General features: G+C 40.6%; 19 protein-coding genes. 12 read left to right on the top strand and 7 right to left on the bottom strand.

Translation table 11 applies throughout. The features are described 5' to 3' along the window. Positions 1-172 precede the first annotated feature (172 nt). Complete coding sequence (locus tag ACPZ3T_RS21875; RefSeq protein ID WP_490271553.1) at positions 173-400, top strand: hypothetical protein; 228 nt, start codon at positions 173-175, stop codon at positions 398-400. On the opposite strand, the gene ACPZ3T_RS21870 is transcribed toward ACPZ3T_RS21875, so the two are convergent. From ACPZ3T_RS21870 to ACPZ3T_RS21860, 3 genes are all read right to left on the bottom strand, one after another. Beyond that, positions 397-669, bottom strand: coding sequence for a ferredoxin-thioredoxin reductase variable chain (locus ACPZ3T_RS21870; protein WP_490271552.1), 273 nt, complete (start codon positions 667-669; stop codon positions 397-399). The two genes, ACPZ3T_RS21875 and ACPZ3T_RS21870, sit on opposite strands and share 4 nt — an antisense overlap. 486 nt (positions 670-1155) lie before the next feature. Further along, positions 1156-1323 carry a hypothetical protein gene (locus ACPZ3T_RS21865; RefSeq protein WP_490271551.1) on the bottom strand — a complete coding sequence of 56 codons (168 nt, stop codon included), beginning with the start codon at positions 1321-1323 and terminating at the stop codon, positions 1156-1158. Between the two features lies 1 nt (position 1324). Beyond that, positions 1325-3532, bottom strand: a complete 2208-nt coding sequence (locus ACPZ3T_RS21860) for a PP2C family protein-serine/threonine phosphatase (RefSeq protein WP_490271550.1) — start codon at positions 3530-3532, stop codon at positions 1325-1327. 231 nt (positions 3533-3763) lie between these two features. Here ACPZ3T_RS21860 and ACPZ3T_RS21855 point away from each other — a divergent pair, with 231 nt between their 5' ends. The 3 genes from ACPZ3T_RS21855 to ACPZ3T_RS21845 all read left to right on the top strand — a co-directional run bounded on the left by ACPZ3T_RS21855 (position 3764) and on the right by ACPZ3T_RS21845 (position 6588). Further along, entirely contained in the window at positions 3764-4972 is a 1209-nt protein-coding gene (locus tag ACPZ3T_RS21855) for an RNA-guided endonuclease InsQ/TnpB family protein (RefSeq protein ID WP_490277322.1), read from the top strand. A gap of 181 nt (positions 4973-5153) precedes the next feature. Next, positions 5154-5588, top strand: coding sequence for an NfeD family protein (locus tag ACPZ3T_RS21850; RefSeq protein WP_490271549.1), 435 nt, complete (start codon positions 5154-5156; stop codon positions 5586-5588). 28 nt (positions 5589-5616) lie between these two features. Beyond that, positions 5617-6588 carry an SPFH domain-containing protein gene (locus tag ACPZ3T_RS21845; RefSeq protein WP_490271548.1) on the top strand — a complete coding sequence of 324 codons (972 nt, stop codon included), beginning with the start codon at positions 5617-5619 and terminating at the stop codon, positions 6586-6588. Positions 6589-6682: 94 nt separating this feature from the next. Here ACPZ3T_RS21845 and ACPZ3T_RS21840 read toward each other — a convergent pair whose 3' ends face one another. Further along, positions 6683-7075 (bottom strand): Fur family transcriptional regulator, encoded by a 393-nt coding sequence (locus ACPZ3T_RS21840; protein ID WP_490277320.1) that lies wholly within the window; start codon positions 7073-7075, stop codon positions 6683-6685. Positions 7076-7209: 134 nt separating this feature from the next. Between ACPZ3T_RS21840 and purS the strand changes: the two genes are divergently transcribed. The 6 genes from purS (at position 7210) to ACPZ3T_RS21810 (ending at position 11238) form a co-directional block, all read left to right on the top strand. Next, complete coding sequence (gene purS / locus ACPZ3T_RS21835) at positions 7210-7488, top strand: phosphoribosylformylglycinamidine synthase subunit PurS (protein WP_490271547.1); 279 nt, start codon at positions 7210-7212, stop codon at positions 7486-7488. A gap of 3 nt (positions 7489-7491) precedes the next feature. Next, on the top strand, positions 7492-7722 hold the full coding sequence (locus ACPZ3T_RS21830; protein ID WP_490271546.1) for a hypothetical protein: 231 nt from the start codon (positions 7492-7494) through the stop codon (positions 7720-7722). Positions 7723-7766: 44 nt separating this feature from the next. Next, positions 7767-8441 carry a phosphoribosylformylglycinamidine synthase subunit PurQ gene (purQ, locus tag ACPZ3T_RS21825; RefSeq protein WP_490271545.1) on the top strand — a complete coding sequence of 225 codons (675 nt, stop codon included), beginning with the start codon at positions 7767-7769 and terminating at the stop codon, positions 8439-8441. An 81-nt stretch (positions 8442-8522) separates the two neighbouring features. Beyond that, on the top strand, positions 8523-8681 hold the full coding sequence (locus ACPZ3T_RS21820) for a hypothetical protein (protein WP_490271544.1): 159 nt from the start codon (positions 8523-8525) through the stop codon (positions 8679-8681). Positions 8682-8767: 86 nt separating this feature from the next. Next, the gene (locus ACPZ3T_RS21815; protein WP_490271543.1) at positions 8768-10708 is read left to right on the top strand and encodes a hypothetical protein; all 1941 of its coding nucleotides are present in this window, start codon (positions 8768-8770) and stop codon (positions 10706-10708) included. Positions 10709-10773: 65 nt separating this feature from the next. Beyond that, the gene (locus tag ACPZ3T_RS21810; RefSeq protein ID WP_490271542.1) at positions 10774-11238 is read left to right on the top strand and encodes a hypothetical protein; all 465 of its coding nucleotides are present in this window, start codon (positions 10774-10776) and stop codon (positions 11236-11238) included. 129 nt (positions 11239-11367) lie between these two features. Here ACPZ3T_RS21810 and ACPZ3T_RS21805 read toward each other — a convergent pair whose 3' ends face one another. The 3 genes from ACPZ3T_RS21805 to ACPZ3T_RS21795 form a co-directional block, all read right to left on the bottom strand. After that, complete coding sequence (locus ACPZ3T_RS21805; protein WP_490271541.1) at positions 11368-11766, bottom strand: nuclear transport factor 2 family protein; 399 nt, start codon at positions 11764-11766, stop codon at positions 11368-11370. Between the two features lie 12 nt (positions 11767-11778). Then, the gene (locus ACPZ3T_RS21800; RefSeq protein WP_490271540.1) at positions 11779-12780 is read right to left on the bottom strand and encodes a zinc-binding dehydrogenase; all 1002 of its coding nucleotides are present in this window, start codon (positions 12778-12780) and stop codon (positions 11779-11781) included. A gap of 71 nt (positions 12781-12851) precedes the next feature. Continuing rightward, a complete protein-coding gene (locus ACPZ3T_RS21795; RefSeq protein WP_490271539.1) occupies positions 12852-13646 on the bottom strand; it encodes an aspartyl/asparaginyl beta-hydroxylase domain-containing protein in 795 nt (264 codons plus the stop codon). Between the two features lie 215 nt (positions 13647-13861). On the opposite strand from ACPZ3T_RS21795, the gene ACPZ3T_RS21790 reads away from it, so the two are divergent. Together ACPZ3T_RS21790 and ACPZ3T_RS21785 are read left to right on the top strand one after the other, a co-directional pair. Beyond that, positions 13862-15343, top strand: a complete 1482-nt coding sequence (locus tag ACPZ3T_RS21790; protein WP_490271538.1) for an amidohydrolase family protein — start codon at positions 13862-13864, stop codon at positions 15341-15343. 125 nt (positions 15344-15468) lie between these two features. Beyond that, positions 15469-16398 (top strand): beta-keto acid cleavage family enzyme, encoded by a 930-nt coding sequence (locus tag ACPZ3T_RS21785; protein WP_490271537.1) that lies wholly within the window; start codon positions 15469-15471, stop codon positions 16396-16398. Positions 16399-16403 lie beyond the last annotated feature (5 nt).

Genomic DNA, 16403 nt, shown 5'->3' with positions numbered 1-16403 from the left:
AGAATACAGTTACTGGAGTTTTTTTAGACTTTCCAAACATCCTCTAAGTTAGCGGAGCGTGTCGTAGACAGAGGCTGCGCCAAGAGAAATAAGGATTTTTTCACACTTTCTTAATTACAAATTACGAATTACGAATTACGAATTACGAATTACGAATTACGAATTACAAATCATGTCCCAACACCTCCCCCACATCTTACCTGCCCCACCACCCCAAGTAGAAGAAGGTTTTGGAGTATACCAAACAACTAAGCAATTTTATCATGAAGTGCAAAGCCGCTTAGAGTTTGAGCGTTATTGTGAATGGTACGCGGTCACTGCGGAACAAAATCGCCAAGACTTGCAAAAAATGCGCGGCGAAGTCAATATTTTGAGGTGGTTTCGCCGCTCATCATCTTAAATTAGTTCTATTTCACTTTCGCGTAAGTGGACTTTAAATTTTTTATTTACTTGGACTAAAAACGGGAAATTAGCACTTACAGGTCTACCTTGCCACTGGGTGACAATATCCACAATTTCGCCTTCTGTGCCTTTGATGTCAAAAGCTTTACCGCGATGCTCAGGATGATGGTACACTACCACTGACTCTTTTACACGAATGCGATCGCCTACTTTCATATCAACCTTTACACCTTGCTTTTGCTGTTCCACAAGTGTCTCCACGAACAACCCTCTCTGAATTACAATAACTCCTCTGGCGCGAATCTCTAAAGATGCTTTATTTCACGTTTTTTACCTGTTATATAAACAAAGCCTGCCTATGCAGGCTTTAGGGTGATTAGTCAGAAACATCAGAATTTCTGATTAGACTTATAATGTTCTTCACAGGTATACGTAGAAAAACCCTGTATTTCCTAGTCTCTGATCACAACTAGCCCCAAACTACATCAAAGCTTTTGCGGCTACTTGTAGGTTAGCTAGTTGTTGCCAAGCAGCAGTTCTATACTACTTTTTTCTCCTCAATGCAGTTATTGACTTCTAAGGTTTCTTAGAAGCACATTTTTGAGGAGAGAAGGGCAAACAGTCCAGGAAAAACCGACTTTACTCTTGATTTGCGCTTTTAATGATAGATTCAATTCTACAACAATCAGAACTCAAAACTCAAAACTCAGTATTGGGCATATCAATTCAAAATTCAAAATTCAAAATTCAAAATTAAATAGTTTTACTCCCCCTGCTCCCTTGTCTCCCCTGCTCCCCTGCTCCCTTGTCTCCCCTGCTCCCCTGCTCCCCTGCTCCCCTGCTCCCCTGCACCCCTGCACCCTGCACCCTGCACCCTGCCCCCTGCCCCTCTCCTGATTCAGAAAGAGGAAAGCTCAACAAATTACTGTTGTCGTGGACATAACTGCTGTAAACTCTGGGGTAACTTTTGACACGCTTGTTGAAAAGGTTGTGGGTATATTTGCGACAAAGCTAATAATGCTAACCCAGTACTACCCACTAACATAACTATTACAACACCTAGCATTAATAAAGGTTGACGCTGGCGTTTGGGTGGTGGGGTGGGGGCTGGGCTGGGTTCTTGTGTGAGTTCTAAATCTAACAGAGCTTGAGAACTTTCGGCTAAAGTTGATGGGGGTTCTATTTCTGCCAAACTTGATTCGGTTTCGATTGCTGCTAAGGCGTATTCTTCTGGTGGTGATGTTTCTGGAGGGATTTCTGGGATTTCGGATTCTTGGGGAATCTCTGCTAGAGGTTGTGGTTTAGGAATCGGGACTAAATAATCTTTGCTGAGACGGCAGAGAGTTAATACCACGGAGATATTATCATGACCATTTTCTTGGTTGGCTAACTCAATCCATTGCCGAACCGCATCTTCTAAGGATAGTTCACCTGTTAATATTGGTAGTGCGTAATCTTGCCAAGATTTTTCTACTAAATTGCGATCGCTCAAACCATCAGAACAGAGTAATAATATGCCATCTTCTTCTAAAATCAAGCGTTGAATCACAAAACGCAAAGAGTCAGCATCTCGACTGCCCAAGGCTTGAGTTAAGGCGTGAGCATCTGGCCTTTGCAGTGCTTGATGATACAAACTCCTGCCAAACCGGACTTCCCTAGTAGTAACATCATCATCTACTGTTAGCTGTTGGCAATAGTCACGAGTTATCCAGTAAGCACGGCTATCACCCACACTTACTAAATACAATTCATGAGCATTTTCAGACTGCCCACCAGATAATTTCAATACTCGTTGGGGGATTTGTAACGCCATGACGAGAGTTGTCGCCATCCTTTCTCTACCTTGGCGTTTTTGTTCGTCATTACGGGAGCTAATTACGTTATTCACTACCCGCAAGCAAGTCTCTAGTTGTTCTTGTAACAATTTGGGTGGTACTATTGCTGATTCTTGGGCTACCTCTGTTAACAAAGCCCGAATTTGCAATTTTAAAGACTGCACTGCTAATTGACTAGCAACCTCGCCACCTTGATGTCCCCCGATACCATCGCAAACAATTGCTAACTTTGGTAACAAGGAATCATTCACATCATCCAGACTCTGAGGAAAGCAAGTATCCTCATTTTGTGTAGGCTGCATTCCCGTATCAGTTGCGCCCACTACCTGGAGAGTTAAGGGTAATTCTGCGGCGGTTGAGAGTAATAAGGCATTGAGTTGATTGGCAATGGTATCTAACTCTACTTGAGAGTTATTCATTTGCTGGATAATGTTGTTTAATGCTGGGGCGATTAACTTATTGGCGGATGTGATGAGAGGCTGCCAACTATGAGCTAAATCTTGCAAACTAGGCGGGGTTGTATCTTTGGTGGTGTGGAGTTCCAACAGTCGCACACACCAACCTTGAACTCGCAAATTCTCTGGGATGAGTAAACTTTGACTCACTCCCAATTCTGATAAAGGTGTCCACAGTTGTAGAATTTGCCAGAGCCAATAAACTTGTCTGACTGGTTTAGCTTCATCCCAAGCTGTACTCAGAGCAGGATAAAGATTTCCCTGTTCATCAATGGGGACATTCTCTAGTAACAGAATATCCTCTTGATAAGAGGCAGGGGGCAGGGGGTGAGACAGCGCGGTCTTGGGGGTTTCCCCCATGAGCGACTGCGAACCCGTTGGCGTAGCCTCTCGTAGAGAAGGGCAGGGGGCATGGGGAACTAAAGGCGAACTACGTTCCCCTTCTCTAACACCCTGTGTGAGTGATTTTTCTCCCTGCTCCCTTGCTCCCTGCTCCCCTACTTTTTCATCCTCTCCAGAGGCAACAAATCCATAGGCTTGGGGGAGATGTAAACGCTGTGGATATAAGCGAAGATAAGGAATTACTACGGGTGGTAGTTTTTCTGGTATATCTGGGGATAGTCTTGGCTGAGTGTCTAGCCAGACTTGAGGTGCTATCACTTCATATCTATCTGCAATTTTTATACCAGACTGAAATTGATTCGCTAATGAGCCAGTAGCCCAGAGATAACGGTAAACTAAGGGTGTTTGGCAACTGGCACAGATAACATCGCCTACAGGATTTATCGGATTATTGCAGTTACTATTTATACAATAAATTATTTTTTCAGTAGAAATCATAAAAGTATTTATTTAAAAATAAATCGACTCGTGAATTTCGATTAAATTTAGCAGTCAAACACTTGAGGGTTAATCAACAGTAGCCAAAAAGCTAACAATCACTCACGGTTGCTCACTTTCCTTAACAACCCACGAATTATGCCTCTGTTGAGTCCAATTTTTTCTCTAAAATCCTGAGAGTCAGCTATCATTCATATTTCAATATCTAGTGATATGCCATATCATATGCGAATGTTACTAGGATTTAAAACACAACTCAAACTCAACAATCAGCAACGCACAGACTTGCTAAAACACTGTGGCGTAGCGCGTCACGCGTGGAATTGGGGATTAGCATTAACCAAGCAAATACTTAATCACAACAAAACTCAGCCAGAGGAGAAAATTAAATTCCCTACCGCAATTGACTTACATAAATGGTTAGTAGCACTAGTAAAGCCTGAACATCCTTGGTATTTTGAAGTGTCAAAGTGCGCCCCGCAGTATGCTTTACGTGACTTGCGGACAGCGTGGGATAGATGCTTCAAGAAAGTTGCGAGTGTTCCCAGATTTAAGAAAAAAGGCAAGAGTGACTCATTCGAGTTAGACGGAACTATTAAAATCTGCGGGACACGCAAAATACAACTTCCCAGGCTAGGGGTACTGAAAACCTATGAAGACTTGCCGCAAGTCCAACCAAAGTCAGTCACCATTAGCCGCAGTGCTAAGAGTTGGTATATCTCATTTTGCATGGAAGTAGAACCAAATAATACACCTAAAACAATTGATGTTGTAGGTGTTGACCTAGGCATTAAATCACTGGCTACCCTTTCCACTGGGGAGGTATTTGAGGGGGCAAAATCCTACCGTAGACTAAAGGTGAAACTATCCAGACTCCAGTGGCTCAATCGTCATAAACAATATGGTTCAGCTAACTGGAACAAAGCACAAATCAAAATTGCTAAGTTACATCAACGCATAGCCAATATTCGCAAAGACACATTGCACAAACTCACTACGTATTTAGCCAAGAACCACGGCGTGATAGTAGTTGAGGATTTAAATGTATCTGGAATGTTAGCAAATCGGAAGCTAGCCGCATCTATAGCTGACATGGGCTTTTATGAGTTGCGTCGTCAGTTGGAGTACAAAACTCAACTCTACGGGAGTCAGTTAGTAGTTGTAGACAGGTTTTATCCCAGCAGTAAAACCTGTTCCCACTGTGGAACAAAAAAAGAGTCTCTGTCACTTCAAGAGCGTGTTTTCAGGTGTGAACACTGTGGTTTTGAGTGTGATAGAGATTTGAATGCGGCAATTAATTTGAGCCACTGCGTTGCCGGGGTTTCCCTGGTTGTAGCAAGTGGCGTGAAGATGGCGGTCAGTTCGACCGTGACAGCTTGTGGACTAGATAGTGCCGACACTTCTAGGGTGAAGCAAGAAGTATTTGTTAGCAAATGTTAGTAAATATAGAGCGGCTAGAATAGACTGGACTTGTATACATTTGACTAGAGATTGTTACTGAATTTAATCACAATTATTTCCTAAAAACAGTCAATTTTTCTGTAAACCGCTAGTGTCGGTATGTATCCACTCTGAGATATTTAGAAACGTATGTTGTAAATGTAGTGTCTAGGATGGCGATATGCCAATTTCTACCTTAATCTGGCTACTTGCAGGAGCAGCTTTGTGTTTAACAGAACTGTTTTTACCATCGGCTTTTGTCGCCTTCATGATGGGGATTAGTGCCTTAATTGTGGCGATACTCTCCCAATTCGGCTTGGCTTTATGGATGCAGGTTGTAGCTTGGCTGTTGCTTTCTACCTTATTGATTGTCATGTCTCGGCGGTTTTTGCAACCACGACGACGCAAGTCAAAAATTCAAGATGCAATTATAGCGGAGACTTTAACGGAAATTCCTGCCGGGAAAACTGGGCGTGTATTATACGAGGGCAATTCTTGGCGGGCGTTGTGCGATGATGAACACCTGGCGATCGCATCTCATGAAAGAGTGTATGTTGTCAGAAGGGAAGGAACTACATTGATTGTGATGCCAGAAAATTTGTTGCGGAGTCAATAAGAGTTAAATATTCAGGAGCATCAATAAAATGGAACAATTTTTTTTATTAGTATTTTTGGCATTAGGCGGTTCTGCTGTGGCTGGCTCTGTGAAAGTAGTCAACCAAGGTAATGAAGCTTTAGTAGAAAGACTGGGAAGTTACAACAAAAAACTCGAACCAGGGCTAAATTTTGTCGTTCCTTTCTTAGATAAAATTGTCTACAGACAAACTATTCGGGAAAAAGTTTTAGATATTCCCCCACAAAAATGTATTACCCGTGACAACGTGGGTATTGAAGTAGATGCGGTGATTTATTGGCGGATTGTTGATATGGAAAAAGCCTGGTATAAGGTAGAAAATCTACAATCAGCAATGACCAATTTAGTTCTAACTCAAATTCGCTCAGAAATGGGACAATTAGAATTAGATGAAACCTTCACCGCTCGCGCTCAAATTAATGAAATTTTATTAAGAGATTTGGATATTGCTACTGATCCTTGGGGTGTGAAGGTAACACGGGTAGAACTGCGAGACATTATTCCTTCTCAGGCGGTGCGGGAATCAATGGAATTACAAATGTCAGCAGAACGCCGCAGAAGGGCAGCAATTTTAAATTCTGAAGGTGAGAGAGAAGCGGCTGTTAATAGTGCTAGAGGTAAAGCCGAAGCGCAAATTTTAGATGCAGAAGCTCGACAAAAATCGGTAATTTTACAAGCAGAAGCCGAACAAAAAGCCATAGTTTTGAAAGCACAGGCGGAACGTCAGCAGCAAGTTCTCAAAGCACAAGCGATCGCAGAATCAGCAGAAATTATTGCCCAAAAAATCAACACCAATTCTACCGCTCGCCCAGCCTTAGAGGTATTGTTAGCTTTGGGTTATCTTGATATGGGTTCTACCATCGGTAAGAGCGATAGTAGCAAGGTAATGTTTATCGATCCTCGCACTATCCCCGCTACTTTAGAAGGTATACGCTCGATAGTTTCCGATAATCCCACTGATTCCATAGTTAATGGTAGGTAGTCAGTCAAAAATCATTAGTATATGTAGGGTGCGTTAGGTGTAAGCCGTAACGCACCAAACGTTTTGGTGAAGGTGCTGTACTTTCGCTGTTAACTTAATGACCATGATTCATCTGACACTTACCACACAAACCGAAAAACTCTAAAGTGTGGTAGAAAATTTTAAACTTATGGGTAGTTTGTAGCTGATCTTCTAAATCATGGACAGGACATTGATGAATGGGAATCGAAGCACCACACTGCAAGCAAGTTAGATGGTGTTTATCTTGATGTACCAAACTATACAAAGCTTCCCCATTAGCTAAAGTCCGTACTTGTACCAGCCCTTCTAATTTTAGAGCTTCCAGAGAGCGATAAACCGTAGCCAAACCCATGCTCTGATTACGATTTCGGAGTTCTACATATATATCTTGGGCGGAAATACCTTGCTTGATAGTTTGTAGCAGGGTTAAAATTCGTTCTTGGCTGCGGGTGCGGATGGCTCTCATAGACATTTGTTTAATAGTACAAGCTTGTTAGACACATCAATTAATAAATCAACTTTAACGGCTTTATAATCTTATTCTTACTTAGTTGGAACAGAAAGTTATAGTATAGCGATCGCAGCATTCAGCAAAAGCCCGTGCAAACCAAGTATCTAGCCAAAATTTTCGTTACCCTTCGTCCTTCAGTTTTAGATCCTGCTGGTGTGGCTGTCCAATCTGGCCTCCAGCAAATGGGATACGATAATGTAGAAAATGTCCGCATTGGTAAGTATATTGAATTAACCATTACTTCCAATGAAGAAGCTAAGGCATACCAAGACATGGATCGCATCTGTGACCAAATGTTAGCAAATCCTGTCATTGAAAATTACCGTTTTGAGCTAATTGAAGTAGAAACCCAAACGGGGGTGTTTTAGAGATTGGGGAGTGGGGAGTGGGGGGCAGGGAGCAGGGGGCAGGGGCAGGGAGACAAGGGAGAGGGGAGTGTGGGGAGAGAGGGGAGTGTGGGGGGAAAGATTTGTTCTCCACCATCCCACACCTCCCACACCTCCCACACCTCCCACACCTCCCACACCTCCCACACCCTGAGCCATTCCCAATGCCCAATGCCCCATGCCCAAAATTCTTTAATTTTGAATTTTGAATTTTGAATTTTGAATTGATTAGCCCCATGCCCATTGACTATTAACTAATTATGAAATTTGGTGTTGTAGTTTTTCCTGGTTCTAATTGTGACCGCGATGTTGCTTATGTCACTAGAGATTTGCTAGGACAGCCAACTCGTATGGTATGGCATCAAGAGACGGATATTGATGATTTGGATGCCATTGTCATCCCTGGGGGGTTTAGCTACGGTGATTATTTGCGCTGTGGTGCGATCGCTCGATTTTCGCCTGTGATGCAGCAAGTAGTCAACCATGCCCAAAAGGGTAAGTTAGTCTTGGGGATTTGTAATGGTTTTCAGGTGTTGACGGAAGCTGGACTTTTACCGGGAATACTCACTAGGAATCGGGATTTGCATTTTATTTGCGATCGCGTCCCTTTGATAGTGGAAAATCACAATAGTCCCTGGATGCGCGCTTACAATAGTGGTGAACTGATTACTTTACCTATTGCCCACGGTGAAGGCAGATTTTATGCTGATCAGGCAACGTTATCTCAGATTGAAGATCATGGGCAGGTAGTGTTACGTTATGCAGGTGCAAACCCCAACGGTTCACTTAATCGTATTGCTGGGATTTGCAATCGTCAGGGTAATGTTGTTGGTATGATGCCACACCCAGAAAGGGCACCTGATCCTATGCTGGGTGGTGATGACGGCTTGAGATTGTTTCAAGGTTTACTAGAAAAGGTAGTAGCTTTGACATAAATTTGACTTGCATGGTCATGATATTTCCACAATTATCGAGGCACAGTTTAACTGTGCCTTTATATATATCTTTACTTTTCCATGCCCGATGACGGCAGTTGCTACAACTTTGGAAACCAAAGCAACGCACTGCCTCCCCAATGCCCGATGACGGCAGTTGCTACAACGGAGGAAACCTCCGCAACGCACTGCCTCCCCAATGCCCCATGCCCAATGCCCCATGCCCAAAATTCAAATTAATTTCATTTTTTTGCTGAGGAAGGTTAACTCCAGGCGACATAGATAAATTGAGTCTGTATAGTTAATTTTATTAGAGCTTTATTCCCTTGGATGATCAAATGTTACCTGCTGATGCGGAAAAGAGATTTATAACATGGATACAATCTTTTGATTATCGGGTTTTACGCAACCAGGATGATGTTGAGACTGAGTTTACTACACCAATGTTTCAGCATCTTTGTTATCCAGATAAATGTTGTTCTCAAAAATCTAGTTTAAATTCTCAAAAAAATAGTAACCAGACAAATCAATTAGAAAATGTCCAAATATATTTTTCTACTGATGATGTTGTGCAGCAAAATGCTGACACGGCATTAATAATTGTGATTAATTTACCGCCAAACTCGAATAATTTTCAAGATGCGATCGCTCAAGCTAGATTCTACAGTATTTATTTAAAGCCTTTATTTTTTATTATTACTAATGGTTATCAAATAAAATTATTTAAATATTTAAGTTACCACCGAGAAGAGTGTGTTATTGACAAAAATATTTACTCCCTCAAGGGTAATAACATAGCTTTAGATTTTTATAGAAAATTTAATTATTTTATTCTAAAAGATATTAATAAAAATGCAATTAATACCTTAAAATATAGTCAATATAACTTACTTGAAAAATCTCTCAGACGGCATAATTTACAAGAAATTATCGCCCAAACTGATTTTATCCCAGCAATTTTGCGAACAGGCGATCGCCTAATTGTAGTTAAACCTAAAGTTGTCATAGAATGCAACTTACCCAAGGCATTTAGAGAGGGAGATTGCCAAATTCAATTTAGTGGTGTGATTTTAAGAGGATGTAAAATTAAACTCAACCATCAGGACATTTTAGCTCAATTAATGACCGGGTTAAACACACGCCCTGAATGGGGATGTCGCAGATTTATCAAACATATTGATGAAAATGCTTTTGAAATTACTTTAGGTCAAACAACAATTATTTTATCTGATTTAGAAACGGCAGATTTATGTTTGTGTATTGATAGAATTTGCCAAGAATATAAACAGTCTATTATTGAATGCGAAAATCTTTTACAAACTTGGGATTTTGAATTTGTTGAATTTTTAGGTAGTCGTGGTGTAAATCTATTGTCTGTAGATGCTAAATTATGGCAATTGATGTACGATTTTGCCCATGAATTTAATTATGTAAAGGGTAAGACAGAATGGCACTTATTTCAGCAAGAGGAAACCTCTATTCGTATCAGTAGAGGCATCCGTGATCATGCGTTTATTTTACCTAAACCTGTCAATCATTTATCTTTATTACCCAGAGGCATAATTAATATAGTTTATCAAATTAATCATATTCACCTCCAGTCTTTAGAAACCGGAGAAATTAATTCATGGAAACAAGATATTGGCCCGCGAGGTACTTGGACAGCTACATACACAAAACAATGGTTATTAGAAAAATTTATTCCTAAAGTTATTGATTACTACGCAGAAAAACACAATTTATCAGCGTCACAGTTAAAGAGAAATATTACTGATGATGCTAGCAATTATACTGCAATTACAGCAATTCACGATCTTAGAGAATTAGTCCCGTATCTGCAAGATATACAATCTTGGTTACATAATTATTTAGCAAATATTCCGGCGGTGATTTTGAGAGCATATTATCAAACATTCACGAATTTATTACGGAATACTGACTCATCAATAGCAGGAATGGACTATCTCATCCGTAACTTAACTTTAATGGAAGCAGGTAATACTAAAGATAGAATGAGAAGTAATTTTACTCAATGGAATTTTAAAGATATTCTGTATTATTTAGATGCTCAAGTAGGTAGGATAAGTAATTATCAATATGAACAAAGCTGGCAAGCAGATTTAATGACAAGAACCTTTATTTGGATTATAGAACATGGCAGAACTAGCTACTCCCAAGCTCAATTAAATGCTGCTAAACAAGCTTTGTTACCACTTTGGGAACAGAGCCGCTTTGAAATACGTTATATAAATCCTTATCGGCAGTGATAAATTAACAGCTAACTGATAAAATGATATTATATTAAAGATAGTGCTTTTAATAGTATTGGTACATGAATAAAGTATTAGATCAAGAACTTTCCATCAAAACTGCCGAAAGTATCAAAAGCAAACCTAAAAAGCCATTTGATAATGCTTATAAAGCAGCCTTAGCTACAGAGGGTGCTAAATATGTGCAAGGATTTTTAGTAGCGGGAAGTAAACCATACAAACCACTAGAACACAGTTGGATTGAAGTAGAAGATAAAATTATTGACCCTAACTTACCCCACATCAAGAAAAACCACCAAGAAATGTGGTATTTTGCGGCTCAAAGTTTAACTGTGAAAAAATTAAAAGCCATCATAGAAGAATCAAAAGAAGATTACCCAGAAGATGATCCCTTACCTATTTATGGGGATGCACCTTATGAATATTATGGTGATGTGATGTTGGGAGGCAAGGAATATTTAGCAGCCTATCAAGCAGCCACAAGTAAGTGCAAAGAAATCCAAACAATAAAAGCCGAAAATAATTAACATCAGTGAATCAGTATCAATATTTCTAGGACATGAAATCAAAATTTTCAGGGAACACCAGAAAATCAATCAAAGCTAACTATATCGAGAATTATTCATACTGATGCAGCCTAAATTTTGCTAATATCTTCAATAAGACTTACCATCACTACCAAAGTATTCTCGATAGCCACAAATTTTATCTCCTCGTACATCAAAGGAAACAGCTATCCGGTTTTTGTAAGGTTCTCCCAATAAAAGTCCTTCATCTCGAAATTCAAAGACTACAGTTGTCTCATTACTAGTAATGTGATCTAAAGATACTAGTTTAATTCCCGGCTGAAAAGATGCAGACACATATTCAAAAAACTCTTTGGCGCGTGCTTTACCTTGATTTAAACCGTGGAACTTGCCTACCGGAAACCAAAAACTAAAATCATCTGTGAGCATATCTAGAAAAGCTTGCCATTCACCCGTAGCTAAAGCTTGGGTAAAATGCTCGAATGCTTGGTGAGCTACTTTTAAAGTATTTTCTGCATTTTGTGTCATGTGTTTAAAATACTAAAACTTGACAACTACTTTGCCACAATTACGACCACTAAGCAGATATTCTACCGCCGAGGGAATAGATTCTAAACCCTGAAACTGAGTTGAGTCTACACATACTTTCAGTTTACCTGCGTAGAAAAGATTTAATAAGCGATCGCGCGCCTCTGGGATATATTCTTGATAATGTGGCATTAAAAAACCCCGCACAGAAGCAGCCTTCCAAAATAATTGGTGATAAATACGCGGTTGCATCACCTGTTCCACATCTTTGGCATACTCAGAAATATAGCCAATACTAACCAACCGTCCCCGAATAGCTAAATTATCAACGCAGGTATCAAACACCTGTTTACCCACACACTCAAAAACTAAATTAATTCCCTGGGGGTACTCATCCTTGAGGACTTGAGCGAGATTTTCTGTATGATAATTGATAATGCGATCGCAACCTAATTCCCGTAATAACTTTTCCTTCGTCCCAGAACTGCAAGTACCAATAACATGATTTCCGGCTAACTTCGCCAACTGTACAGCAATATGGCCAGTACCACCAGCCGCAGCCGTCACCAACACCACCTCACCGCCTTGCATTTCCCCCACCTGTTCCAAAGCCACCAAAGCGGAAACACCAGTAGGAACAAGGTTGAGAACCTCCGGCGTAGCTTCCCGCACCTTCACAGCCAGACTAGCATCTATCACCTGATATTCTCGATAACCCCCACCCCGTAAAGTAGTGATAACAGCATCACCCACCTGAAAATCAGAGACATTTGCACCCACCGCCACCACTTCCCCCACCACCTCCACACCCAAATCAAAAGGCGGTGTCAAATTCACATATGGAACTTCCCCCCGACAGAGTAAAGTATCAAACCCCGCATTTATCCCCGCAAACTTATTACAAATCAACACCTCCCCTTTCCCAACTTCAGGAATAGAAACTTCTACAATTTCAACAGCAGATTTAAAATCTTGAGCCAGCCGTTTAGCAACCAACTTCCTATAACCTTGCATCTTCAAAACACCTCAAAAAAACCTCCGCGTTCCTCCGCGTTAACCTCCGCGCCACTCTGCGTTAAAAAAACTCATAAAGACTTATCCCACTCCAACTGATGCGCCAAACCATACTTAATAAAATCCTCCTCCTTCGCCTGATCACTTTTCCCAAAAACCCCTAAACTATAAGGATTATCCCGCATACGTTCCGCAACCTGCGCCTGTTCAAAACCCATCACTGCCTCCCTTGACTGATCAATTTTAAAAAAGTCAACAACTAAAACAGTGCGATCGCAATCAGTATAATTATGAGGACAGTGGGGATAACTATGATCTAAAACCATAAATTCCCCTTCATACCAATAAAGCTGTTCATGACATATTTTCATAGCCACATCACCCTGTGGCACAATTAACCCCAAATAACCCCGATTCATGTGCGGGTTATAGTTAACATGAAGCTTAATATCTAAACCCGGATGAAATGTTCCAAAATAAACATTTCTAATTACCCCATCATCAATTAAATTCACCTGTTGAATAACTTCAGCCAAATTAGGGAAATATTTCTTTCTTAAAGCCAATGCTTTAGCTGCCGCCTCATCTGTTCCATAATCTGGATATTGAATGTGATGTACTTGAATATATTCCTCAATTAATAAACCTTGGAATAAAATCCCAAAAGCACTATATTTAGAATTGCCTTTAGTTTTAATCGTTTTACTTTTAGGCCCTAAAACATCGTAAGTAAACCTTAACTCCTCCGGCGTTGCCTGATTCAGAAATCCCCTAAACTCATCTCGAATTACTTGCCATTTAGCTTGAAATGGCTTGAGAAATGGAAATGTTTCAGGATTAAGATGATACTCATTAAAAGTTGACATTGACTTAGATCCTAAAAATAATTCGATAAACAACTGTTACATAGTCATATATTTTAGCTAGCCTTCCTGTAGGATGTTGAAAATACTGACTAGCTTAAAAGTGCTGAGTGAGGAGTGCTGAGTGCTGAGTGGGGAGAGTTATTAGTTTTTCTCCTCGGCTTCCTCTGCTCCCCACACTCCCCACACTCCCCTGCTTTTTCACTGCGAGGTCTACTATGTCTGAACCTCCTATATTAGATAAAATTATCAAAAATGTGCGGGTAGTTCGTCCCCATAACGATGGTGTCGAACTCCTTGATTTGGGAATCAAGGATGGGAAATTTTCCCAGATTGCCCCTAATATTAACCCAGACACAGCTAAACAAGTATTTGATGCCAAAAACCTCTTAGGCTTTCCTGGGGTCGTAGATGCTCATATGCACATCGGTATTTACCAACCCCTCGACCAAGATGCAGTCACAGAAAGCAAAGCCGCCGCAATGGGGGGAGTAACAACTAGCCTCAATTACATCCGTACAGGAAAGTATTATCTCAACAAAGGCGGTTCATACCAAGAATTTTTCCCGGAAGTATTAGCATTATCTCAAGGCAATTTTTTTGTTGATTACAGTTATCATATCGCCCCCATTAGCAGCCAGCATATTGATGAAATGCCAATGCTGTTTGAAACACACGGCATTACCTCATTTAAAATTTTTATGTTTTATGGTGGCTATGGTTTACATGGTCTTTCTGACCAACAAAACTTATTTTTAATGATTAATAAATCAGAAAGATATGATTTTGCTCATTTTGAATTTATTATGCGGGGGTTGGCAAAGTTAAGAGAGAAATACCCACAAGCACAAGACACTATTAGCTTAAGTTTACATTGCGAAGTTGCCGAAATTCTTAACGCCTACACCAAGATAGTTGAAAATGATGCTAGCCTGAGTGGACTACACGCTTATAGTGCAGCACGTCCTCCCCATTCTGAAGGGTTAGCAATTTGTATTGCATCTTATTTGGCACATGAAACTAACTGTGCAAATATCAATTTATTGCATCTGAGTTCCCAAAAAGCAATGGCAGCAGCTTTGACGATGCAAACTGCTTTTCCTCATATTAATTTCCGGCGAGAAGTTACCGTTGGTCATTTATTATTAGATGTTGATACTCCTAACGGAATTTTGGCGAAAGTTAACCCCCCAATTCGTCCCCGTGCTGATGTGGAATACTTATGGCAAGCGGTACTCAACCATCAAGTAGATTGGATAGTTAGTGATCATGCTTGTTGTGCGGCGGAACAAAAAATTAATGCAAAAAACCCCAATAATATTTGGTTAGCTAAGTCTGGTTTTGGTGGCACAGAATATTTACTTTCTGGTGTATTTAGTGAAGGTAGTAAGCGGGGAATGTCTTACAACCACATGGCTCAATTGCTCTCGTGGAATCCATCACGGAGATTTGGATTATTAACAAAAGGAGATATTGCTATTGGTTATGATGCAGATTTAGTATTACTAAATCCCCATGAAAGTTTTGTAGTTAACGCTAGTAATTCAGAATCACAGCAAGGTTACACACCCTTTGCAGGGATGGAGTTAACAGGAAAAGTCAAAAGTACCTTTTTACGGGGAAATTTGATTTATGATAATGGAGAAGTTTTAGGTTCGCCTACTGGCATTTATTTAAGAAGAAGTAAGCTTAATTCCTGAGCAAAATCTGCCTAAATGACTAGCCGAAATTGACAGGAAAATGTTTAACTTTCTATAGGGACAAAGTAGGGCAAAGGCAGCAGCAAACACAAATATAAAATTACCTAATATATAGGCATAAAACTATGAACGGGGAACTACCACTGATTATAGAGTGTCGCAGTAACGATTCTGATTTCCGCAAAGATAACCCTCATTGCCCACATACTCCAGAGGAGATAATTCAAGAAGCTGTGCGCGCTTGGGAAGCGGGAGCATCTATCTTTCATTGGCATGGACGAGATCGAGTTACTGGTGAGTGGATTAATGATGTAGAAGTTTATCTAGAAGCTATTCAAGGCATCCGTGAAAACACGGATTTAATTATCAATCCTACACTGAATTACGTTACTAAAGAAAGCCTAGTTAGCGATCGCGTTAAACACATACTAGCGGCAAACAATGATCCTGCCCTGGGCGTTGATATGGTTCCTTTAGAATTTGGCTCACTCAATATAGACTTTTGGAATCCCCAGGCTAAACAATTTTACACCTATGACCAAGTACACATTAGTTCTCGCGCTTACATCCAGGAAGTATTAAAAATACTCCGAGAAAACGACATCTTTGTCAGTACAGTCTGTTGGGATATGGGACAAATTCGCACAGCCCGATGTTTCCAAGAAATGGGGCTACTCTCACACAATACTTTTTGGGAGTTCGTCTTCACAGGGGAAACTATGCCCACCGGCTTTTTACCAACACTCCCCAACTTACAAGCAGCAGTAGATTCTATTCCCGCAGGTGAGCAATGGTTAGTGATGTGTTGGAATGGCGACGTGATGGCTTTGGCAGCTTGGGCTATTACGATGGGAGGTCATGTTGGCATTGGACTGGGTGATGATCCCTATGTCCGTTTTGGACAGCCCCACAACGGCAATTTAGTAGAAAAAGTTGTGAATATGGCGCATACCCTGGGGCGAGAAGTTGCCACCCCGGCACAGGCGAGGGAGATTCTGAAGATGTCGCCAAGAGTTTCTGGGAAGAAAGAACTGGCGGTAATTCGTAATTCGTAATTCGT

This window comes from Aliinostoc maniaoense (assembly GCF_058172895.1).
The sequence above is the reverse complement of the archived record's forward strand: the minus strand, read 5'-3'. Positions and strand labels throughout refer to the sequence as shown.

Bases quoted from the DNA above. Each gene is read 5' to 3' on its own strand.
- ACPZ3T_RS21875 (WP_490271553.1), top strand. From the start codon at position 173: ATGTCCCAACACCTCCCCCACATCTTACCTGCCCCACCACCCCAAGTA.
- ACPZ3T_RS21860 (WP_490271550.1), bottom strand. From the start codon at position 3,532: ATGATTTCTACTGAAAAAATAATTTATTGTATAAATAGTAACTGCAAT.
- ACPZ3T_RS21855 (WP_490277322.1), top strand. From the start codon at position 3,764: ATGTTACTAGGATTTAAAACACAACTCAAACTCAACAATCAGCAACGC.
- ACPZ3T_RS21850 (WP_490271549.1), top strand. From the start codon at position 5,154: ATGCCAATTTCTACCTTAATCTGGCTACTTGCAGGAGCAGCTTTGTGT.
- ACPZ3T_RS21845 (WP_490271548.1), top strand. From the start codon at position 5,617: ATGGAACAATTTTTTTTATTAGTATTTTTGGCATTAGGCGGTTCTGCT.
- ACPZ3T_RS21840 (WP_490277320.1), bottom strand. From the start codon at position 7,075: ATGAGAGCCATCCGCACCCGCAGCCAAGAACGAATTTTAACCCTGCTA.
- purQ (WP_490271545.1), top strand. From the start codon at position 7,767: ATGAAATTTGGTGTTGTAGTTTTTCCTGGTTCTAATTGTGACCGCGAT.
- ACPZ3T_RS21820 (WP_490271544.1), top strand. From the start codon at position 8,523: ATGCCCGATGACGGCAGTTGCTACAACTTTGGAAACCAAAGCAACGCA.
- ACPZ3T_RS21810 (WP_490271542.1), top strand. From the start codon at position 10,774: ATGAATAAAGTATTAGATCAAGAACTTTCCATCAAAACTGCCGAAAGT.
- ACPZ3T_RS21805 (WP_490271541.1), bottom strand. From the start codon at position 11,766: ATGACACAAAATGCAGAAAATACTTTAAAAGTAGCTCACCAAGCATTC.
- ACPZ3T_RS21800 (WP_490271540.1), bottom strand. From the start codon at position 12,780: ATGCAAGGTTATAGGAAGTTGGTTGCTAAACGGCTGGCTCAAGATTTT.
- ACPZ3T_RS21795 (WP_490271539.1), bottom strand. From the start codon at position 13,646: ATGTCAACTTTTAATGAGTATCATCTTAATCCTGAAACATTTCCATTT.
- ACPZ3T_RS21790 (WP_490271538.1), top strand. From the start codon at position 13,862: ATGTCTGAACCTCCTATATTAGATAAAATTATCAAAAATGTGCGGGTA.
- ACPZ3T_RS21785 (WP_490271537.1), top strand. From the start codon at position 15,469: ATGAACGGGGAACTACCACTGATTATAGAGTGTCGCAGTAACGATTCT.